We start from the raw sequence: 14709 nt of genomic DNA on the forward strand, positions 1-14709 counted from the left end.
CATATTCTCCGCCGGTCATGAGTCCTCGGTGCCGTCGCGCTCGGTACGCAGTGAGTACGCAGCAGGATCCAGACGTTCCCGCAGAACATCCCCGACAGCGGTACGCGTGGACTCGTCGGCGTCCGGCCACAGATGCGTGTAGATGCCGAGCGTTGTCATGGGGCTACCGTGCCGCATCCGCGCCTGCACGACCTTCACGTCGGCGCCCTTGCTGATGAGAAGCGACGCGTAGTAGTGCCGGAGATCGTGGAAGCTGAACCCCTCGGGCAAGCCCGCGACTCCCGTCTTGGCCTCCCGGATGTGGCGGCCTAGTGTCCACGGCGACACCGGCTTGCCGAGTTGGTCGCACAGCAGATGGTCCCCTGGGAACTTCTCGACAGACGCGGACAGCAGTAGCGTCAGCTCGCGGGGGATCGGGATCGGCGCGTCGCTGGCTTTGGTCTTCAGCGGACGGTCCTTCCACTGCTGCTTCGGGTGGACGATGCCGCGGATGAAATCGACGTCGACCACCTTCAATTGGCTGACCTCGCCGATGCGGAGTCCGACGAAGGCACCGAGGAGGATCGCCACTTGGAGATGCTTGGGCAGTGCGTCATGGAGGGCCCAGATCTGCTCGGTGGTGGCGACGTAGACCTTCTGGCGTCCGGCCGTGGGGGAAGTTCTTCGCGAGCACGGGTTGCGCGCAAGCAGGCCGTCCTCGACAGCGTCGCCGAGGATCTGGGCGAGGCGGCTGTGCAGGCTGTAGACGTAGCTGTCGGCCCGGCCCTCGGCCTTGAGTTTCGCGATCCATGCCTTCACCATCGTCTGCCGGACCTGGGAGAGGGTGAAGTCTCCGAACTCGTTCTTGATGTGCTTGATGTGCTGCTTGGCCAGCTCGACCGTGCCGTCGCGGTTTCGGCCGTAGCTGCGGATCCATTCGTCGCACCACTGCTTGACGGTGCGCTGCGCGTCCCGCGGCGAGACATGCGTGCCCTGGACCAGGGTCGACATCTGTGTGTCCAGCCAGTCCTGCGCGTCGACCTTTTTGGCGAACCGCTTCGTGTGTTCGTTGCCAGCGTCGTCGACGTACCGGCCACGCCAGCGCTTCCCCTTACCGTGCAGCTTGGTCGGAACCTTCTCGGTGGTCCCGTCCTCCAAGCGCACCTCCATGAACCACAGGTCTTCTACGCCAGAGCGGCGGTTACGGCGGGCGGTCACGACTCGGCAGCCTTGTCCGCCTCCAGGGCAGCCCTGCTGAGCGAGTCCACAGCAACGGCGCGCTGCCGCACCCAGTAGGCCACGGTCTTGGCGGCGTCTTCTAGACGCTCCTCGGCGTCGTTGATCGATTCCTCGTAGTTATCCATCAACTCGCGCATTGACGACATCGACATCGGCTCCTCCTCTGGCCCCGGCCCGTAGAACACGGACAGCGCCGGGACTCCGAAGATCTGCGCGAGCGCCACGGCCTCCGCGACTCGCAGCGGCCGTGTCCCGCGCTCGATTTTGGCGACCGTCGTCTGATGCATCTCGAAGCCGAAGTCGTTCAACTTGGCCGCCAGATCCTCCTGTGACCAGCTACGGGCCTTCCTCCACTGACGGACCCTTCCGCCGAACACCTGCTCGAACCACTCGAAGCTCGATCGCATTGCCTCCCTGTGGCGTTGCCGCTCCGGTTCATGTTCCGCCTCGAGCTTCTTTCGGTACTCCTCAAGCTCCTGCTCCCGGATCCTCTGCAGGGTCTCAGCGTGCTCCCGCATTTCCTCCGACAACGACGACTCGGATTCTTCAGCCATGCCAACGCACTCTAAGCGCTACGCGCAGATTCGCAAAGCCCCTATAGCTTGCAAGTCGAATAGCCAACCGTTAACGTTGACAACGCAAGGCGCTTGAATCTCAAGCGCATAGAGCTTGACAACGGAGGGTCGCAACACATGGCATCGGATGCAACGCGTAGCCACGGGGACTTCGCACAGCCAATTCGCGAGTACCTGACCACGCGAGAGGTCGCCGAAATGACCGGCATCGCGGAGGGCACATGGCGGTACTGGCGCCACAAGGACGAGGGGCCAGCATCGTTCACCCTGAATGGAAAGCGGGTTGTCTACCGCCGCAGCGAAATTGAGCGCTGGATAGCAGAGCAGGAGGCGGCTACGCGCCGGGGCGGCAGCCCCGAGGTGGCGTGAAGGACGAACTACGCCGAGATGAAACGCAAGCAGTCCGGGGGCGGGGTAGGAGCCGCACCCGGACTGTCAGAACACCCGCCCAACCCAAAGAGGATGTCATGGAAAATCCTATCAACCCTCAGCCCGGCGATCGGGTGCGTATCGCCGCGATCGACAAGTTCGGCCGGACCAACGGATCGGCGATGTTCGGCACCGTACTGCCGCAGAGCCACCACGACGGGCACGTGCGCGTGAAGGTGGACGGCATCTCCCGCCCGCTCGTGCTCGCTCGCTGGCGGCTGGAGATCGCCGAGCCGGAGCACGCGGACCTCAACCCCTTGCAGCTCGACGGGCACGCCTGCGTGCGCTGCGGTCGCGAGTACGGGCCCGGTTCCATCTCGGCGCCGGTCGACTACACCGAATCCGGGCGGCAACTGTTCGCCTGCGCGGACAACTGGGGCTGCTCCGCTGGCGAAGGCGGTGCACGGTGATCCGGCAGTCGAACAGCTACAACGACCAGGTGAACGGCTCGATATGGGCTCGCGTCGATGACCGCGGCAAGACCATCGAGCGGATCGCCGCGGAAACCGGGATCAAGCCGGGCAGGCTTCTCGCCTACCGCGACGGGCGCAAGCCCTGGACGGTCAGGGACATCGAACTCGTCTGCCGCCGCTCGCTCGGCATCTCCGGCTGGTCTGTCCTGATCGGCGACTCGGAGGTGCGGACGTGACATCCCCCGCCGTACAGCTGCGGCGTCGCGTGGCCGCTGCCCACCGCATGGAGGGCGGCGACCCGTGGCCGCGCGAACATGACGAGCTGCCGATCACCGCGGCGCAACTCACCGCGTGGGCGCACGCCGCAGCGCACATCCTCAGTGACGGTCTGACGCCGGTGGTACCGGTGGAAATCCTGCGCGCTCTGTGGCGATGCGGAGGTGAGGAACGCGATCTCGCCGTGCGCGTCGCCGAGACCGGAGGTGCCACAGCCGCCGCTTGACGCCTTACCCGACCAATCCCGCTGACTGACCGAATCGGCCCGCCTCCAACGTGCGGGGGCGGGCCGGTTCTGAAAGGAACATCCCGAGTGACCAATTCGAGCGATTCGAGCCTAGCAGGGGAGGAAGAGTTCCCCGGCCCGTCCGAGCCGATGAAGGTAGCCCGGCGCCTGTACGAGAACTACCAGCACCAGGACACACCGACGCTCGTGGCGTGGCGTGGAGGGTGGATGCGATGGCGCGGCACCCACTGGGCCGAAGAGGACGCCGCCGCGCTGCGTAGCGACATCTACAAGGTTCTGGAGAACGCCTTCTACGACGACGAGGAGAAGGGCGAGATCCTGGATTGGAGTCCGAACCGGAACAAGGTCGCGAACGTTATGGAAGCCATGGCCGCTATCGGACACCTGTCCGGGAACATCGACCCGCCTTCCTGGCTCGACGGTACCCGCGTGCGCTCCGGTGTGATCGCCTGCCGCAACGGCCGTCTCGACGTGCGCACACGCGACCTGACCGGGCACGGACCCGACTTGTTCAACCTGGTCTCCGTCCCGTTCGACTTCGACCCTGACGCACCGAAACCCGCGGCGTGGCTGGAGTTCCTGAACTCGGTATGGCCCGACGACCCTGAATCCGTTGCCCTGCTCCAGGAGTACACCGGGTACGTCCTGTCCGGCCGCACGGACATGCAGAAGATGTTGTTGTTGATCGGTCCGACCCGCAGCGGCAAGGGCACATACGCCCGTCTCCTGACCGCTCTCGTGGGCCGCGGGAACGCGGCGGGCCCGACGCTGGCCAGTCTCGGCACGAACTTCGGTCTATCCCCCCTTCTGGGCAAGCCGCTCGCCGTGGTCGCCGATGCCCGCCTCGGTGACGGCAATGTCCGCACGGTGGTGGAGCGGCTGTTGAGCATTTCTGGCGAGGACATGTTGACCATCGACCGCAAGTTCAAAGAGCCCTGGACGGGCAAGCTGCCGACGCGGTTCGTGGTCCTGTCCAACGAGCTACCGCGGTTCGGTGACGCGTCCGGCGCCATCGCCAACAGGTTCCTCGTCTTGCAGATGACCAGATCCTTTCTGGGCAAGGAAGACCGCGGTCTGGATGCCCGTCTGACCGCCGAGCTGCCCGGCATCCTGTCGTGGGCTCTCGATGGTCTTGACCGGCTGGTCCGCAACGGCAGGTTCACCGTTCCTTCGGCGTCGCAGGACGCGACCACGTTGATGATGGATCTCGCCTCGCCGATCTCGGCGTTCGTCCGCGATTGCTGCGTGCGCGCCGCGTCCGCGCATGTGCAGTGCTCGACCCTGTACGAGGCATGGAAGACCTGGTGTGAAGACAACGGTCACCGGGCGGGCAGCGCGCCAGGGTTCAGCCGAGACCTGCGCGCAGCCGTGCCCGAACTGCTGACCACCCGACCCAGGACAGACGAAAGCCGGGGGCGACGGTTCGAGCGAATTGGCCTGCGAACCGACAGGCCTGATCTGCTGAATAGGACCTTAAATGCAGAACCAAGCGGACCAAGCGGACCAGGCCAGGAAACCGCAGGTCAAACCATGTTCCCCGATGAGAGGGTAAGCGGACCAGAAGAACCGTCCCAATCCGGCGGTCCGCTAGGTGGTCCGCATGGGGAGCCAGAGAAACCGCAGGTCAAAGCTAGTGGTCCGCATGGTCCGCATGGAAGTGCATTTAAGGGTCTACTCGACAGCGAGGAAGGCAGCGCACAACCGCGCACCCCCGGCGCGAGACCAGGCCACTGGATCGGCAGCGGAGAACCCGTCGCCACCGTGACTTCGCTCGAACCAGGCACGCCCGACCGACGCGACAAGGTACGCGGCTACCTGCTCGCCAGAGTCGGCAAAGCCAACGGTGACCTCGTGCCCCACGCCGCAATGCACCAATGCGTGTCCGGCAAGACCGGTGACCGCGCCCTAGTGCCGACAGTGCTCGCCGATCTCCTCGCAGAGGGCCTACTCATCTCCGACCAGGTACCGAACAAGCGCAAGGGCACCGTCGGATACCGGATGGCAAGCTGATGCGCGCCCTTCGCGCCGAACACCGTGCGGTTGCTGACACCCGGCAACCGCACGGTGTCGGTACCCTGGGCATCGCCTCCCAGACGCCCCGCAGCGCTCCCCTTCGGCATAGTGGCTCTGGCTGGCTACGGGTCTGGGGATCCTGGAGCCGCAGGTCAGCGACTCGGCCCACGCGAGTCGTTGACGGGCAGCGACAGGGCCAACACGAAAGCCCTGGTAGGGCATGGTTATTCGTTACACCCCCACCGCCATGTCTCCCATCGCGCCTGCTCCGCCCCCTTCGTCCTAGGCAAGCGACCCCCATTCGTTTTTCCCAAACCCATCGTCGCTGGTCAGGGCGTTGCGGGCTCTGGGCCTGGTCCTCCCGGCCTCCCTGGCTGCACGTTTCCCCTGGTCAGCGCGTCATACCGTTACGCGCCCCATCTAGCCGAGAGGACAGCAGATATGGGAGCTGAACAAGACCTGAGCGACGGATTCCCGGAGTTCCGGCCCGCGCCGCGCGACATCGTGCCGCGCCGCACACTGCCCGCCGACGACATCCCGGTGGGAGATGCCGAGGTGACCTACTTCGAGTTCGCCGAGGACGGCATCGAGCGCGTCTCCGAGCGCGCCTACATCACCCGCCCATTCACCCGAGAGGACATGCCATGACCGAACCAGCCACCACGCCCGAACCGGTCGAAAACGTCGACGCCGCGCCGGCCGATCCGTCAGGGGATGCGCCGGAGACCGACGCCGGCGGCGAGCAGTCGGGCCCGAATCGCGAGGCGGCGAAGTGGCGCAAGCAGTTGCGCACCGTCGAAGCTGAGCGCGATGGACTTCGTGAGCGCGTCACCGCGTTCGAGCGTGCGGAAGTCGAACGGCTTGCCGCGGACCGGTTGGCCGATCCTGCCGACCTGTGGACGGGCGGAGTCGACCTGGAGTCGTTGCGCGGCAAGGACGGCATTGATGCGGCGAAGGTGGGCAAGGCGGTTGACGCCATTCTCCGGTCGCATCCGCATTGGCAGCGAGCCCAGAAGCAGCGTCCCGCGGTCGGGTCGCTGCGGTCTGGTGCGACGGGTGCGAGCGTCGACAGTCTCGGCACGAGCTGGGCCGAGGTGTTCGGGGCGTCGCGGGAACGGCGGTAAACTGTCACGTGACGGCGGCGTGTCTGCCAGGGAGCTAGGGCGCCGCCGTCACGTCCGCCTCAGTGGGGCAGCCGGAAGGGCTTGAAGCCGACCGGAGTCCATTCCCCACTCCGAAGGCGAGCATTCCGTGTCCTTGTACACAACCACGAGCGGTATCGGCGGTCTTCTGCCGGAGCAGATTCACGCGCTGATCGTCCGGCCCGTCGAGCGCGATTCGGTCGCGTTTCAGGTGTCGACGGTTTTACAGACCGATTCGACGTCGAGCATTTTTCCGGTCGTCAAAGAAGACCCGGCCGCGGCCTGGGTTGCCGAGGGCGAAGAAATCGCCCCGGACGATTCCGAGCACGCGGAAATCGAAGTCGTGCACCGGAAAGTCGCCGGGTTGACGATCGTCAGCCGCGAGCTTGCCGAGGACAGTAATCCGTCTGCGCTGGATATCGTCGGCAGCGGGTTGGTCCGCAGCATCGTCGGCAAAGTCGATCAGGCATTCTTCGCGGCGGCCACGGTCAACGGTCCGGCCGGAATCGGTTCTACTACACACCAGTTCGTCGATATCGGTTCCGGCATTGTCGATTTGGATCCTTTTGCCGAGGCGATCAGCCTGGCGGAGGAGAAGGGCGCGTTGATTACCAGTTTCGTCGCTGCCCCGGCGACGGTGCTGGCGTTGTCGCAGTTGAAGGAGCTGACGACCGGTTCGAACAAGCCGTTGTTGGGTCCGGACCCGTCTCGGCCTGGTGCGCGGTCCGTGTTGGGTGTGCCGTTGTTGAGCAGCCCGTTTGTCACTGATGGCGACGTTTGGGCTGTACCGAAGCAATTCGTGTTCACTACATTGCGATCGGGTACGCGGCTGACTATCTCCGAGGACGCGTATTTTTCGAGTGATCGGGTTGGAGTGAAAGCGACTTTGCGCTGCGGATTCGGCTTCCCGCATCCGGCGTCGATCGTTCGAATCGGCCTGCCGGACGAGTCCTGATGACGGCCGCAGCGGTAGAGCCTGCCGACTGGGACGACCTTGATGAGCTACCGGAGGTGATGCATGGGTATCGCCTCGGCGAGGACTGACACCGGGCGATAACCTGTCGCAGATCTGCGACAGGTTATCCCGCCCCCGCGCCCACGGAGCAGACGGATCCGTCGATATAGGACACGAGTCCAATATCTTCCCGCCCCCGCGCCCACGGAGCAGACTTGGGCTTCATCACCTTGAAAAGGTGATGATGTTTCCCGCCCCCGTGCCCACGGAGCAGACAGGGCAAATAGCTTCGTCCAAATTGGACGAAGCTCCCACGGAGCAGACCGATCGACTTTCGAAAGGTTCAGATCTGAACCTTTCCCGCCCCGGCGCCCACGGAGCAGACGCTTCCTGACCAGCGATTTCCTGCGATCCCAGAAGATGGTTTCCCCCGCGCGCGGGAGTTCGACTATCCACGGCCGTGGATAGTTCTTGCTCTGACCGGTTCCCCCGCGCGGGGTGTCGGGTCCTTCTGGGACCTGACAACCTCCTCCAAGTTGGAGGGGTTTTCGGTGACGCCAACGAAAAGGGTTGCGACCAGTGATGTCACCGTTAACATCACTGACCGCGCTCCCGGAGATACCGCTGGGCGGACACCTTCCGCGGGCACGGTGGGGTGCAGGTGGCGTGGATCTTCAGCAGGCCGCGGGCATGGGTTTCGTCGGCCGGCATGTTCCCGTCCTCGCAATAGTCTTCGACCCAGGACCGTCGGGTGGTCACTGCTTGTCCTCGCGGTCGATGCGTTCCATGACCTCACGGAACGGCACGGTCTCGTCGGGTTCGTCGGATTCGCCGAGCTGGATTAGCCACGGCAGGACCCAGAACACGATGATGAGCAGTCCGGCGACGGCGGCGATGACGATGAGGACGTTGGCGAGTTCGTCGGTCATGCGGTGACCCTTCGGGCGTGGTGTGGGTTGGGTAGCACCCGGCGCCGAGGAGTTCGGGGCTCAGACCCGGCGCCGGGGCCACATTCAGAGTCGGCCGACAGGACATGTCCCCGCGATGACGCAACCGGCGTCAATCCACCTCTATTCAGGGCGACATTTAGGCGTCAAAGCACTACCGTGGCGACATGGCATCCGCACCGAACACGGCTCTCCGCGCGGCCCGGAACGCGCGCCTGATGAGCCAAGACGACCTCGCGCGGGCACTCCGGGAAGCAGGATGCGCCAGCGCCACCAAACGCCTTGTGCAGCGCTGGGAATCCGGCCTCACCACCAACCCGCGGCCGTCGCACGCGCGAGCATTGGAGAAGGTCATGCGACTACCCATCGAGTCTCTTGGGTTCGGCGCCGTCATGGCAGGCCGAAGCCTGTCCGGCGGTGAAGACGGGACCGAGGTCGACTCGGCTATCGGTCAGGTGGAATCGGAGCAGTTCGCGAACGCGCGCCGACCGCGGACTCCCGGCAACTACTCGGGCATTTGGCTGTCCCGGTACGAGTACTACTCGAGCGGCCGTGACGCGACGTTCACCGCAGTGCATCACGTCGTGGTGTTGCAGCACGACAACCGTCTGACGGTGCGCAGTCTGCCGAACTCCGCGCAGTCGTCCATGGAGATGGACCTCACGGTGGACGGGCACGTTGCGACGGGCACATGGAGCGAGCACACCGCGCAGGACGGCTACTACCGTGGCGCCTACTACCACGGCGCCATTCAACTGCTGATCGAGCTGACCGGAGCACGGATGGCGGGGAAGTGGGTCGGGTTCGGCAAGAGCTTCGAGATCAACTCTGGTCCGTGGGAGCTGGTCTTGCAGGACTCCTCGACGTCGAAGGCCACGATCGAGGCGTACGACCGGCCGCCCGACATCGCCTGACCGGCCGAGCACCCCGCGAGCGGCCAACCGTGGGTCCTGAGCCCACGGTTGGCCGCTCGTTTCGATTCAGGCGAGCGCTCGGTACGCAGTGAGTACGCAGCAGCACCGAACGACCCCCATACATGCCAACACTGCACAACCCCATCTACCTGCGGTTTATCGACTCAACAAAACACGCCAATCCTCGCAAACGCCGAGATTGCTATCCATCATCAATATGGTGATCAGCGGGTTGCACAGCTATGCGGGACTGAACTAGTACTTCGGCCGGCATCGGTCGCCCCGACTCCACTCCATAGCCCTGGCCAGAAATCAAGCATCCGCCGGGGCAGGGTCGCCATTACCATTGCGGCGTGTCCCTTCCGTACATCGAACGGCCGGAACTTCCCACGTACCTGACGTGGGAAGAACTGGAGCGACTGCCCACGGAGATCGCGGAGCAGATCGAACTCTGGGACGGTCGCGTGGTCTGGGTGCGTCGCGGTCCTGGCGAACATCAGGTCTTCACACGCCGCTTGACGAATTCAGGGAATCGAGATCGATTCCCCGTTCCCGATTACCATCCCCTGGACGGAACTCGAATACTGACGGAGTTGGTCCGCCCGCGGTGCATTGAGCGGAGTGTCCGACCAAGACAGTCGGCTCGGGCTTACCGATGCGCTCGTCGGATAGGCCGGACGACCCATAGGTGAGTTGTACGCGTCCCTGCTGGATCGCCTCGCTGCTGTCGCGCCCGGGTAGCCGGGGCCGATGCCGCTGGTACCGGTCAGAGGCGGTTGACGCAGACGACGTAATGGCGCTGCCGGTAGACGATTCCGCTGTCGGTCGAGCCGCAGGCGTTGACGTCGACGGTGTTCTGTTTGATGTCGATCACCCGCACGCCGGTGGGGGTGGGGGCCGCGCAGTCCAGGCGCTTCGGGTTACCGGGGACCACTTCCATGCAGCCGCCGATCACCCAGTCGATGTCCAGGCACAGTGCGGCTTGCGCTGCGCCCTGGAGGGTTTCGTTGTAGGTGTGGTCGGCATCGGTGGGACACTGGGCGTTTGCGGGAGCCTTCTCGAAGACCTTGTAGGTCGAGTTCGGGGTGCCGCAGGCGGCCTTGTCGATTCCGGAGCCGCTGAGGTGCACGCAGTCGCCGACGTTCACCTGCAAACTCGTGGCACCTTTGTTCGACGCGCCGCGCATCGCCGAGGTGGTCGGCAGTTCCTCGGTGGTGGTCGGCACTTCCTCGGTGGTGCTCGGTGGTAGCGCCGATGTGGTCGTCACATTGCCGGTCTGGGCGGCGTTGGCCGGCTCCTCCTTGGGATCCGACATCGACACCGCAGCGGCGACCACGAGGCCCGCTGCCAGCGCGGTCCCAGCCATGAAGGCAAACAAGGTCAGTCCGGCACGGATACGTTGGCGCGACACGTCACGTCCTCCACAGCTGTAACCTTCGAACCCACGCCTGAGCCGACCCGAAGTTGTGAAATTGCGGATTGAAGAACCTTGCCATGCATACACTACGCGGCGCGTCCGCGTCGAGTTTTCGTTCCCAGGAGCCGTGATTTGCCCCCGCAGTTAACCTACTGGTCGTCCTCGTCAGTAGAACTGATCACAATCGGATAACGAACCTTCGCGAGACGTGTGCCGATCGCCAAGTCTGGCAACAAGCTACGGGCGCTGTACAGTCACACGCCATCCGGCCTCGGGAGCCGGAGGTCTCGAGAAGGAACTCCAGAATGAAGTTCGGCACTATTGCCGCCATTACGCTCACGGCGGTTGCCGCCGTTGGCATCACAGCGGGGGCCGCGAACGCGCAACCCGTGGAAGCGGATAAGGAGACAGCGACCGTCGGCGTAGAGCAGGGCGTCGACTACCGCACCACGGTCTCCCGCGAAACCGGCACTATCACCACCGCTGTCGAGCACGGCACCTTCGCGGTGGTCGACGACGGTACCAAGATCAAACTGACCTCCGACACCGGCGCCGTGGTCGCCGAGGTGCCGCTGACCTTCCAGGTTTCCGGAAGCAAGCTGGCGGTCGCGCACGAGATCAGCGACAACGGAAGGCGTCTCGCGCTCACGCCGGTGTCGGACGCGAAGGAGATCGGCGAGATGCAGCCGATCAGCTCGATGAATCGCCTCATCGCCGAACTGAACAAGAACGTCGTCGGCGTGGTCGCGGGCGCGCTGCTCGGCGGCCTGCTCGGAGCCCTGATCGGCCTGGGCTTCTTCAGCATCATCACCGGCCCGATCGGCCTGGTCGTCGGCGCGATCGCGGGCGGAGCCATCCAGGGTGGGCAGCCCTTCACGGACGCCTTACTGGCGGTCGTCAACGGCGAGCCCTGATCGACGCTCGGATCGGACGAGGCAGGCGCACCGCAGCGCGCCTGCCTCACCCCGACCGAACGGCCGATATCCGTGCTCCACGAGCCGCGTCAGCGCTCGGCAGAACCGGACTCGCCGTCGCGGTGCTGGCGGGAGAGCCGCCAGAGGAACTCCGGGTCGTCGTCGGGTCCGATGACGCGCTTGCGCTGTGGTGAACGCGTTTGCGGGAGAGTGGGTCCGATCCGCTGGGGACCGAACGCCTTCCAGCACAACACCGCGATTGCCACCACTGCGATGAGTGCCAACAGGTACGTCACGTCGCTCACCTCCTGATTACGAGGGTAGTCGCGGACGTGACTTCAGCACACCGCAGACGCGAAATCCGCCTGCGGGCGAGCGCGGGCCCTGCGACGGCGGGCCCGCGCGCCCTGCGATCAGCGTGCGGTCGCCTCGGTGGTCAGCGACTTGAGCAGCTGGAGTACTTCCGTTTCGCGGAACCGGCGATGTCCGCCCGGTGTGCGCAGCGACCCGAGGCGCCCGGCGTGAGCCCAGCGCGTCACGGTCTTGGGGTCGACGTGGAACAGGGCAGCAACCTGGCCCGGAGTCAGCAGGGTGTCCTGGCCGCCGACGGTGATCGCAGTCATAGCAAACCTCTCCGTTCTCGACAGTTCCCTCATCAGATGGCGCCATCGTCGCACTGAAACCCCTAGGTACTCGAACCACCTACAGTTGGTAAAGGGGAGGTAATAGACAAAACGGATGTGCGCCTCACCCCCGGCTATGGGCGTGCACCGGGGACGGGCAACAGCTTCGCATAGGCTGACGGATGTGCGTGACGCAACTCCACCAGAAAAGGCTTCCGGACAGCAAACCGCTGGCGTTGGTCGTCGGCTGGCCCGGAATCTGGCGCTTTATACCGTCGCGAGGTTGGGTCTCGTGGTAGCGCTGACCGCGGTGATCGTGCTGGCCGCCCAGCTGGTGTCGGTGGACATACCGGTGGTGGTGGCGGCCCTGTTCGCCCTGATCATCGCCATGCCGCTGTCGCTGACCCTGTTCAAGCGCCTCCGTACCAGGGTCAACGAGGACATCGCCCTGGTCGACGAGCGCAGGCGGAGGGACAAAGCCCAGCTGCGGGCGCGGCTACGCGGTGAGGAGCCGGGGAACCCTCCGGACGCGGGGACGCCTTCGTGAGGTTCTGCGACCACACCGCCCCGCGTGCGTGGGTCGACAACGCGGTGCGGCTGATCGACGCCGACGCCCAGCGCAGCGCGGACACCCACCTGCTGCGCTACCCGCTGCCCCCGGAGTGGCAGGTGCAGCTGTATCTCAAGGACGAGTCGACCCACATCACCGGCAGCCTCAAACACCGCTTGGCTCGCTCGCTGTTCCTGTACGCGATCTGCAACGGCTGGGTCACCGAGGGCACCACGGTGGTGGAGGCGTCTTCCGGATCGACCGCGATCAGCGAGGCCTACTTCGCGAAGCTGCTCGGCCTGGAGTTCGTCGCGGTGATGCCCGCGAGCACCTCACCGCAGAAGATCGCGCTGATCGAAGCCCAGGGTGGTCGCTGTCATTTCGTGCAGCGCCCGCCGGACATGTACACCGAGGCGGCGCGGCTGGCCGCCGAATGCGGCGGTCACTACATGGATCAGTTCACCCACGCCGAGCGCGCCACCGACTGGCGCGGCAACAACAACATCGCCGAATCGATCTTCGAGCAGCTGGCGTTGGAGACCCATCCGGTGCCGGAGTGGATCGTGGTCGGCGCGGGCACCGGCGGTACCAGCGCCACGATCGGCCGCTACATCCGTTATCGCAGGCACGCAACCAAATTGGCCGTGGTCGATCCGGAGAACTCCGCGTTCTTCGGCGGCTACGAGACCGGAGATTCGGGCTACCAGACCGGAATGCCCTCCCGCATCGAGGGGATCGGCCGACCCCGCGTGGAGCCGTCGTTTGTCGGGCAGGTGGTGGACCGCATGTTCGAGGTGCCCGACGCGGCGTCCATCGCGGCCGCCCGCTACGCGAGCGCTCGGCTGGGCCGCCGCGTCGGCGGATCGACCGGAACCAATCTGTGGGGCGTGTTCGCCCTCATCGGCGAGATGATCGCCGAGGGATGCAGCGGCAGCGTGGTCACGCTGCTCTGTGACGGTGGCGATCGTTACGTGGGAACGTATTTCGACGACGACTGGGTCGCGTCCCAGGGTTTGAGCCTCGCCGAGCCGACCGCGATCTTGGACAAGTTCCTCGGGACCGGGATCTGGGAAGGCTGAGCGGTTCGCCGCTGCGCGGTGCCGGTTCCTCTGACACCGCCGATGGCCGTAAGGGCTGTTCGCCGATAGCCGAATCGGGCTTGTCCGCGCCCTCGGTTGTCAATTTTTGTTGACACCACTCTCCGGCGTCAATCAAAATTGACGCATGACAGAAGCAACCACACTGGCGGCCGCCGCGGGCAGCCCCGACCCCAAGGTCGGGCTGCGCGCGGTGCTCGCACTGCGCAGGCTGCTCGAACGTCTCGAGGCGATCCAGGTGGCCAATGCCCGTGCCCAGGGCTGGTCCTGGCAGGCGATCGCGGAAGCGCTCGAGGTCAGCAAGCAGGCAGTCCACCAGAAATACAACCGGAAAGGCAGGGGCCGCTGATGTTCGAACGGTTCAGCAGGTCGGCGCGTACGGCGATCGTCGCCGCCCAGGAGGACGCACGCGAGCTCGGCGCGTCGAATATCGAGGTGGAGCACGTGCTGCTCGGCTTGCTCGGGCAGACCGAGCCGGAGCTGACGGCGCTGCTCGCGGAGGCCGGGCTCACTCGCGAGGGTGTCCGCCGCGCGCTGGCCCAGCAGGGCAAGGGGGAACCGCTCGGGCCCGAGGACGCCGAGGCATTGCGGTCCATCGGCATCGATCTGGACGCCGTCCGCGAGTCCCTGGAGGCCCATTTCGGCGAGGACGCGCTCGACCGCGCGGCGCCGGACGAGCGGCGTGGGGCGTTCCCCTGGGGTCGCGGCGGGTACTACGGGCACATCCCGTTCACCAAGCAAGCGAAGAAGGTGCTCGAACTCTCGCTGCGCGAGGCGCTCGCGCGCAAGGACAAGACCATCGAATCCGGGCATGTCCTGCTCGGCATCCTGCGGGCGCCGAACGAAACCACCGAGCGCCTGTTCGGCGGCGCCGCGGCGATCCACGAGTTGCGCCCCAAAGTGCACGCCCTGCTCGATCGTGCGGCCTGAGTGGCGGACATGCGCTGTCCCAGTTCGAGCTTTCCGGCGGCGCATGTCC

The 14709-nt window shown here is 65.4% G+C and carries 21 protein-coding genes and 1 pseudogene; 15 read left to right on the plus strand and 7 right to left on the minus strand.

Annotated elements, in window-relative coordinates; genetic code table 11:
• Nucleotides 1–15 precede the first annotated feature (15 nt).
• Both IU459_RS10770 and IU459_RS10775 read right to left on the minus strand, forming a co-directional pair.
• Nucleotides 16–1197, minus strand: a complete 1182-nt coding sequence (locus IU459_RS10770; RefSeq protein ID WP_195129327.1) for a tyrosine-type recombinase/integrase — start codon at nucleotides 1195–1197, stop codon at nucleotides 16–18.
• The gene (locus tag IU459_RS10775; RefSeq protein ID WP_195129328.1) at nucleotides 1194–1772 is read right to left on the minus strand and encodes a helix-turn-helix domain-containing protein; all 579 of its coding nucleotides are present in this window, start codon (nucleotides 1770–1772) and stop codon (nucleotides 1194–1196) included. The genes IU459_RS10770 and IU459_RS10775 overlap by 4 nt, the downstream gene beginning before the upstream one ends.
• Nucleotides 1773–1910: 138 nt before the next feature.
• Between IU459_RS10775 and IU459_RS10780 the strand changes: the two genes are divergently transcribed.
• From IU459_RS10780 to IU459_RS10815, 8 genes are all read left to right on the plus strand, one after another.
• Entirely contained in the window at nucleotides 1911–2162 is a 252-nt protein-coding gene (locus IU459_RS10780; protein WP_195129329.1) for a helix-turn-helix transcriptional regulator, read from the plus strand.
• A 98-nt stretch (nucleotides 2163–2260) separates the two neighbouring features.
• On the plus strand, nucleotides 2261–2632 hold the full coding sequence (locus IU459_RS10785; RefSeq protein WP_195129330.1) for a hypothetical protein: 372 nt from the start codon (nucleotides 2261–2263) through the stop codon (nucleotides 2630–2632).
• The gene (locus IU459_RS10790; protein WP_195129331.1) at nucleotides 2629–2871 is read left to right on the plus strand and encodes a hypothetical protein; all 243 of its coding nucleotides are present in this window, start codon (nucleotides 2629–2631) and stop codon (nucleotides 2869–2871) included. Before IU459_RS10785 ends, IU459_RS10790 begins: the two co-directional genes overlap by 4 nt.
• Entirely contained in the window at nucleotides 2868–3137 is a 270-nt protein-coding gene (locus IU459_RS10795; RefSeq protein ID WP_195129332.1) for a hypothetical protein, read from the plus strand. The genes IU459_RS10790 and IU459_RS10795 overlap by 4 nt, the downstream gene beginning before the upstream one ends.
• An 87-nt stretch (nucleotides 3138–3224) precedes the next feature.
• Nucleotides 3225–5168, plus strand: a complete 1944-nt coding sequence (locus IU459_RS10800; RefSeq protein ID WP_195129333.1) for a DNA primase family protein — start codon at nucleotides 3225–3227, stop codon at nucleotides 5166–5168.
• Between the two features lie 444 nt (nucleotides 5169–5612).
• Nucleotides 5613–5819, plus strand: a complete 207-nt coding sequence (locus IU459_RS10805; protein WP_195129334.1) for a hypothetical protein — start codon at nucleotides 5613–5615, stop codon at nucleotides 5817–5819.
• On the plus strand, nucleotides 5816–6295 hold the full coding sequence (locus tag IU459_RS10810) for a hypothetical protein (protein WP_195129335.1): 480 nt from the start codon (nucleotides 5816–5818) through the stop codon (nucleotides 6293–6295). The genes IU459_RS10805 and IU459_RS10810 overlap by 4 nt, the downstream gene beginning before the upstream one ends.
• A 127-nt stretch (nucleotides 6296–6422) precedes the next feature.
• Nucleotides 6423–7268: a phage major capsid protein gene (locus IU459_RS10815; RefSeq protein WP_195129336.1), complete on the plus strand. Its 846-nt coding sequence runs from the start codon at nucleotides 6423–6425 to the stop codon at nucleotides 7266–7268.
• Between the two features lie 597 nt (nucleotides 7269–7865).
• Here the strand turns inward: IU459_RS10815 and IU459_RS10820 are convergent.
• Both IU459_RS10820 and IU459_RS10825 read right to left on the minus strand, forming a co-directional pair.
• Nucleotides 7866–8027 carry a hypothetical protein gene (locus IU459_RS10820; protein WP_195129337.1) on the minus strand — a complete coding sequence of 54 codons (162 nt, stop codon included), beginning with the start codon at nucleotides 8025–8027 and terminating at the stop codon, nucleotides 7866–7868.
• Nucleotides 8024–8197, minus strand: a complete 174-nt coding sequence (locus IU459_RS10825; RefSeq protein ID WP_195129338.1) for a hypothetical protein — start codon at nucleotides 8195–8197, stop codon at nucleotides 8024–8026. Before IU459_RS10825 ends, IU459_RS10820 begins: the two co-directional genes overlap by 4 nt.
• A 185-nt stretch (nucleotides 8198–8382) precedes the next feature.
• Here IU459_RS10825 and IU459_RS10830 point away from each other — a divergent pair, with 185 nt between their 5' ends.
• Both IU459_RS10830 and IU459_RS38395 read left to right on the plus strand, forming a co-directional pair.
• Nucleotides 8383–9129, plus strand: coding sequence for a helix-turn-helix transcriptional regulator (locus tag IU459_RS10830; RefSeq protein WP_195129339.1), 747 nt, complete (start codon nucleotides 8383–8385; stop codon nucleotides 9127–9129).
• A gap of 395 nt (nucleotides 9130–9524) precedes the next feature.
• Nucleotides 9525–9656 (plus strand): annotated as a pseudogene (locus tag IU459_RS38395) (Uma2 family endonuclease); the annotation flags it as partial.
• Nucleotides 9657–9895: 239 nt separating this feature from the next.
• Here IU459_RS38395 and lppU read toward each other — a convergent pair.
• Entirely contained in the window at nucleotides 9896–10540 is a 645-nt protein-coding gene (gene lppU / locus IU459_RS10835; RefSeq protein ID WP_195129340.1) for an LppU family putative lipoprotein, read from the minus strand.
• Between the two features lie 311 nt (nucleotides 10541–10851).
• Here lppU and IU459_RS10840 point away from each other — a divergent pair, with 311 nt between their 5' ends.
• On the plus strand, nucleotides 10852–11460 hold the full coding sequence (locus tag IU459_RS10840) for a hypothetical protein (RefSeq protein ID WP_195129341.1): 609 nt from the start codon (nucleotides 10852–10854) through the stop codon (nucleotides 11458–11460).
• An 89-nt stretch (nucleotides 11461–11549) separates the two neighbouring features.
• Here the strand turns inward: IU459_RS10840 and IU459_RS10845 are convergent, their stop codons facing one another.
• Together IU459_RS10845 and IU459_RS10850 are read right to left on the minus strand one after the other, a co-directional pair.
• Nucleotides 11550–11756, minus strand: a complete 207-nt coding sequence (locus IU459_RS10845; protein ID WP_195129342.1) for a hypothetical protein — start codon at nucleotides 11754–11756, stop codon at nucleotides 11550–11552.
• Between the two features lie 117 nt (nucleotides 11757–11873).
• Complete coding sequence (locus tag IU459_RS10850) at nucleotides 11874–12083, minus strand: BldC family transcriptional regulator (protein WP_195129343.1); 210 nt, start codon at nucleotides 12081–12083, stop codon at nucleotides 11874–11876.
• Nucleotides 12084–12267: 184 nt separating this feature from the next.
• Here IU459_RS10850 and IU459_RS10855 point away from each other — a divergent pair, with 184 nt between their 5' ends.
• The 4 genes from IU459_RS10855 to IU459_RS10870 all read left to right on the plus strand — a co-directional run bounded on the left by IU459_RS10855 (nucleotide 12268) and on the right by IU459_RS10870 (nucleotide 14660).
• The gene (locus IU459_RS10855) at nucleotides 12268–12630 is read left to right on the plus strand and encodes a DUF4229 domain-containing protein (RefSeq protein ID WP_436838210.1); all 363 of its coding nucleotides are present in this window, start codon (nucleotides 12268–12270) and stop codon (nucleotides 12628–12630) included.
• Nucleotides 12627–13712, plus strand: a complete 1086-nt coding sequence (locus tag IU459_RS10860; protein WP_195129344.1) for a PLP-dependent cysteine synthase family protein — start codon at nucleotides 12627–12629, stop codon at nucleotides 13710–13712. The genes IU459_RS10855 and IU459_RS10860 overlap by 4 nt, the downstream gene beginning before the upstream one ends.
• Nucleotides 13713–13857: 145 nt before the next feature.
• Nucleotides 13858–14079: a helix-turn-helix domain-containing protein gene (locus IU459_RS10865; protein ID WP_040783879.1), complete on the plus strand. Its 222-nt coding sequence runs from the start codon at nucleotides 13858–13860 to the stop codon at nucleotides 14077–14079.
• A complete protein-coding gene (locus IU459_RS10870; RefSeq protein ID WP_195129345.1) occupies nucleotides 14079–14660 on the plus strand; it encodes a Clp protease N-terminal domain-containing protein in 582 nt (193 codons plus the stop codon). Before IU459_RS10865 ends, IU459_RS10870 begins: the two co-directional genes overlap by 1 nt.
• The last annotated feature ends 49 nt before the right edge of the window (nucleotides 14661–14709 follow it).

This window comes from Nocardia amamiensis (genome assembly GCF_015477605.1).
GTDB lineage: Bacteria > Actinomycetota > Actinomycetes > Mycobacteriales > Mycobacteriaceae > Nocardia > Nocardia amamiensis_A.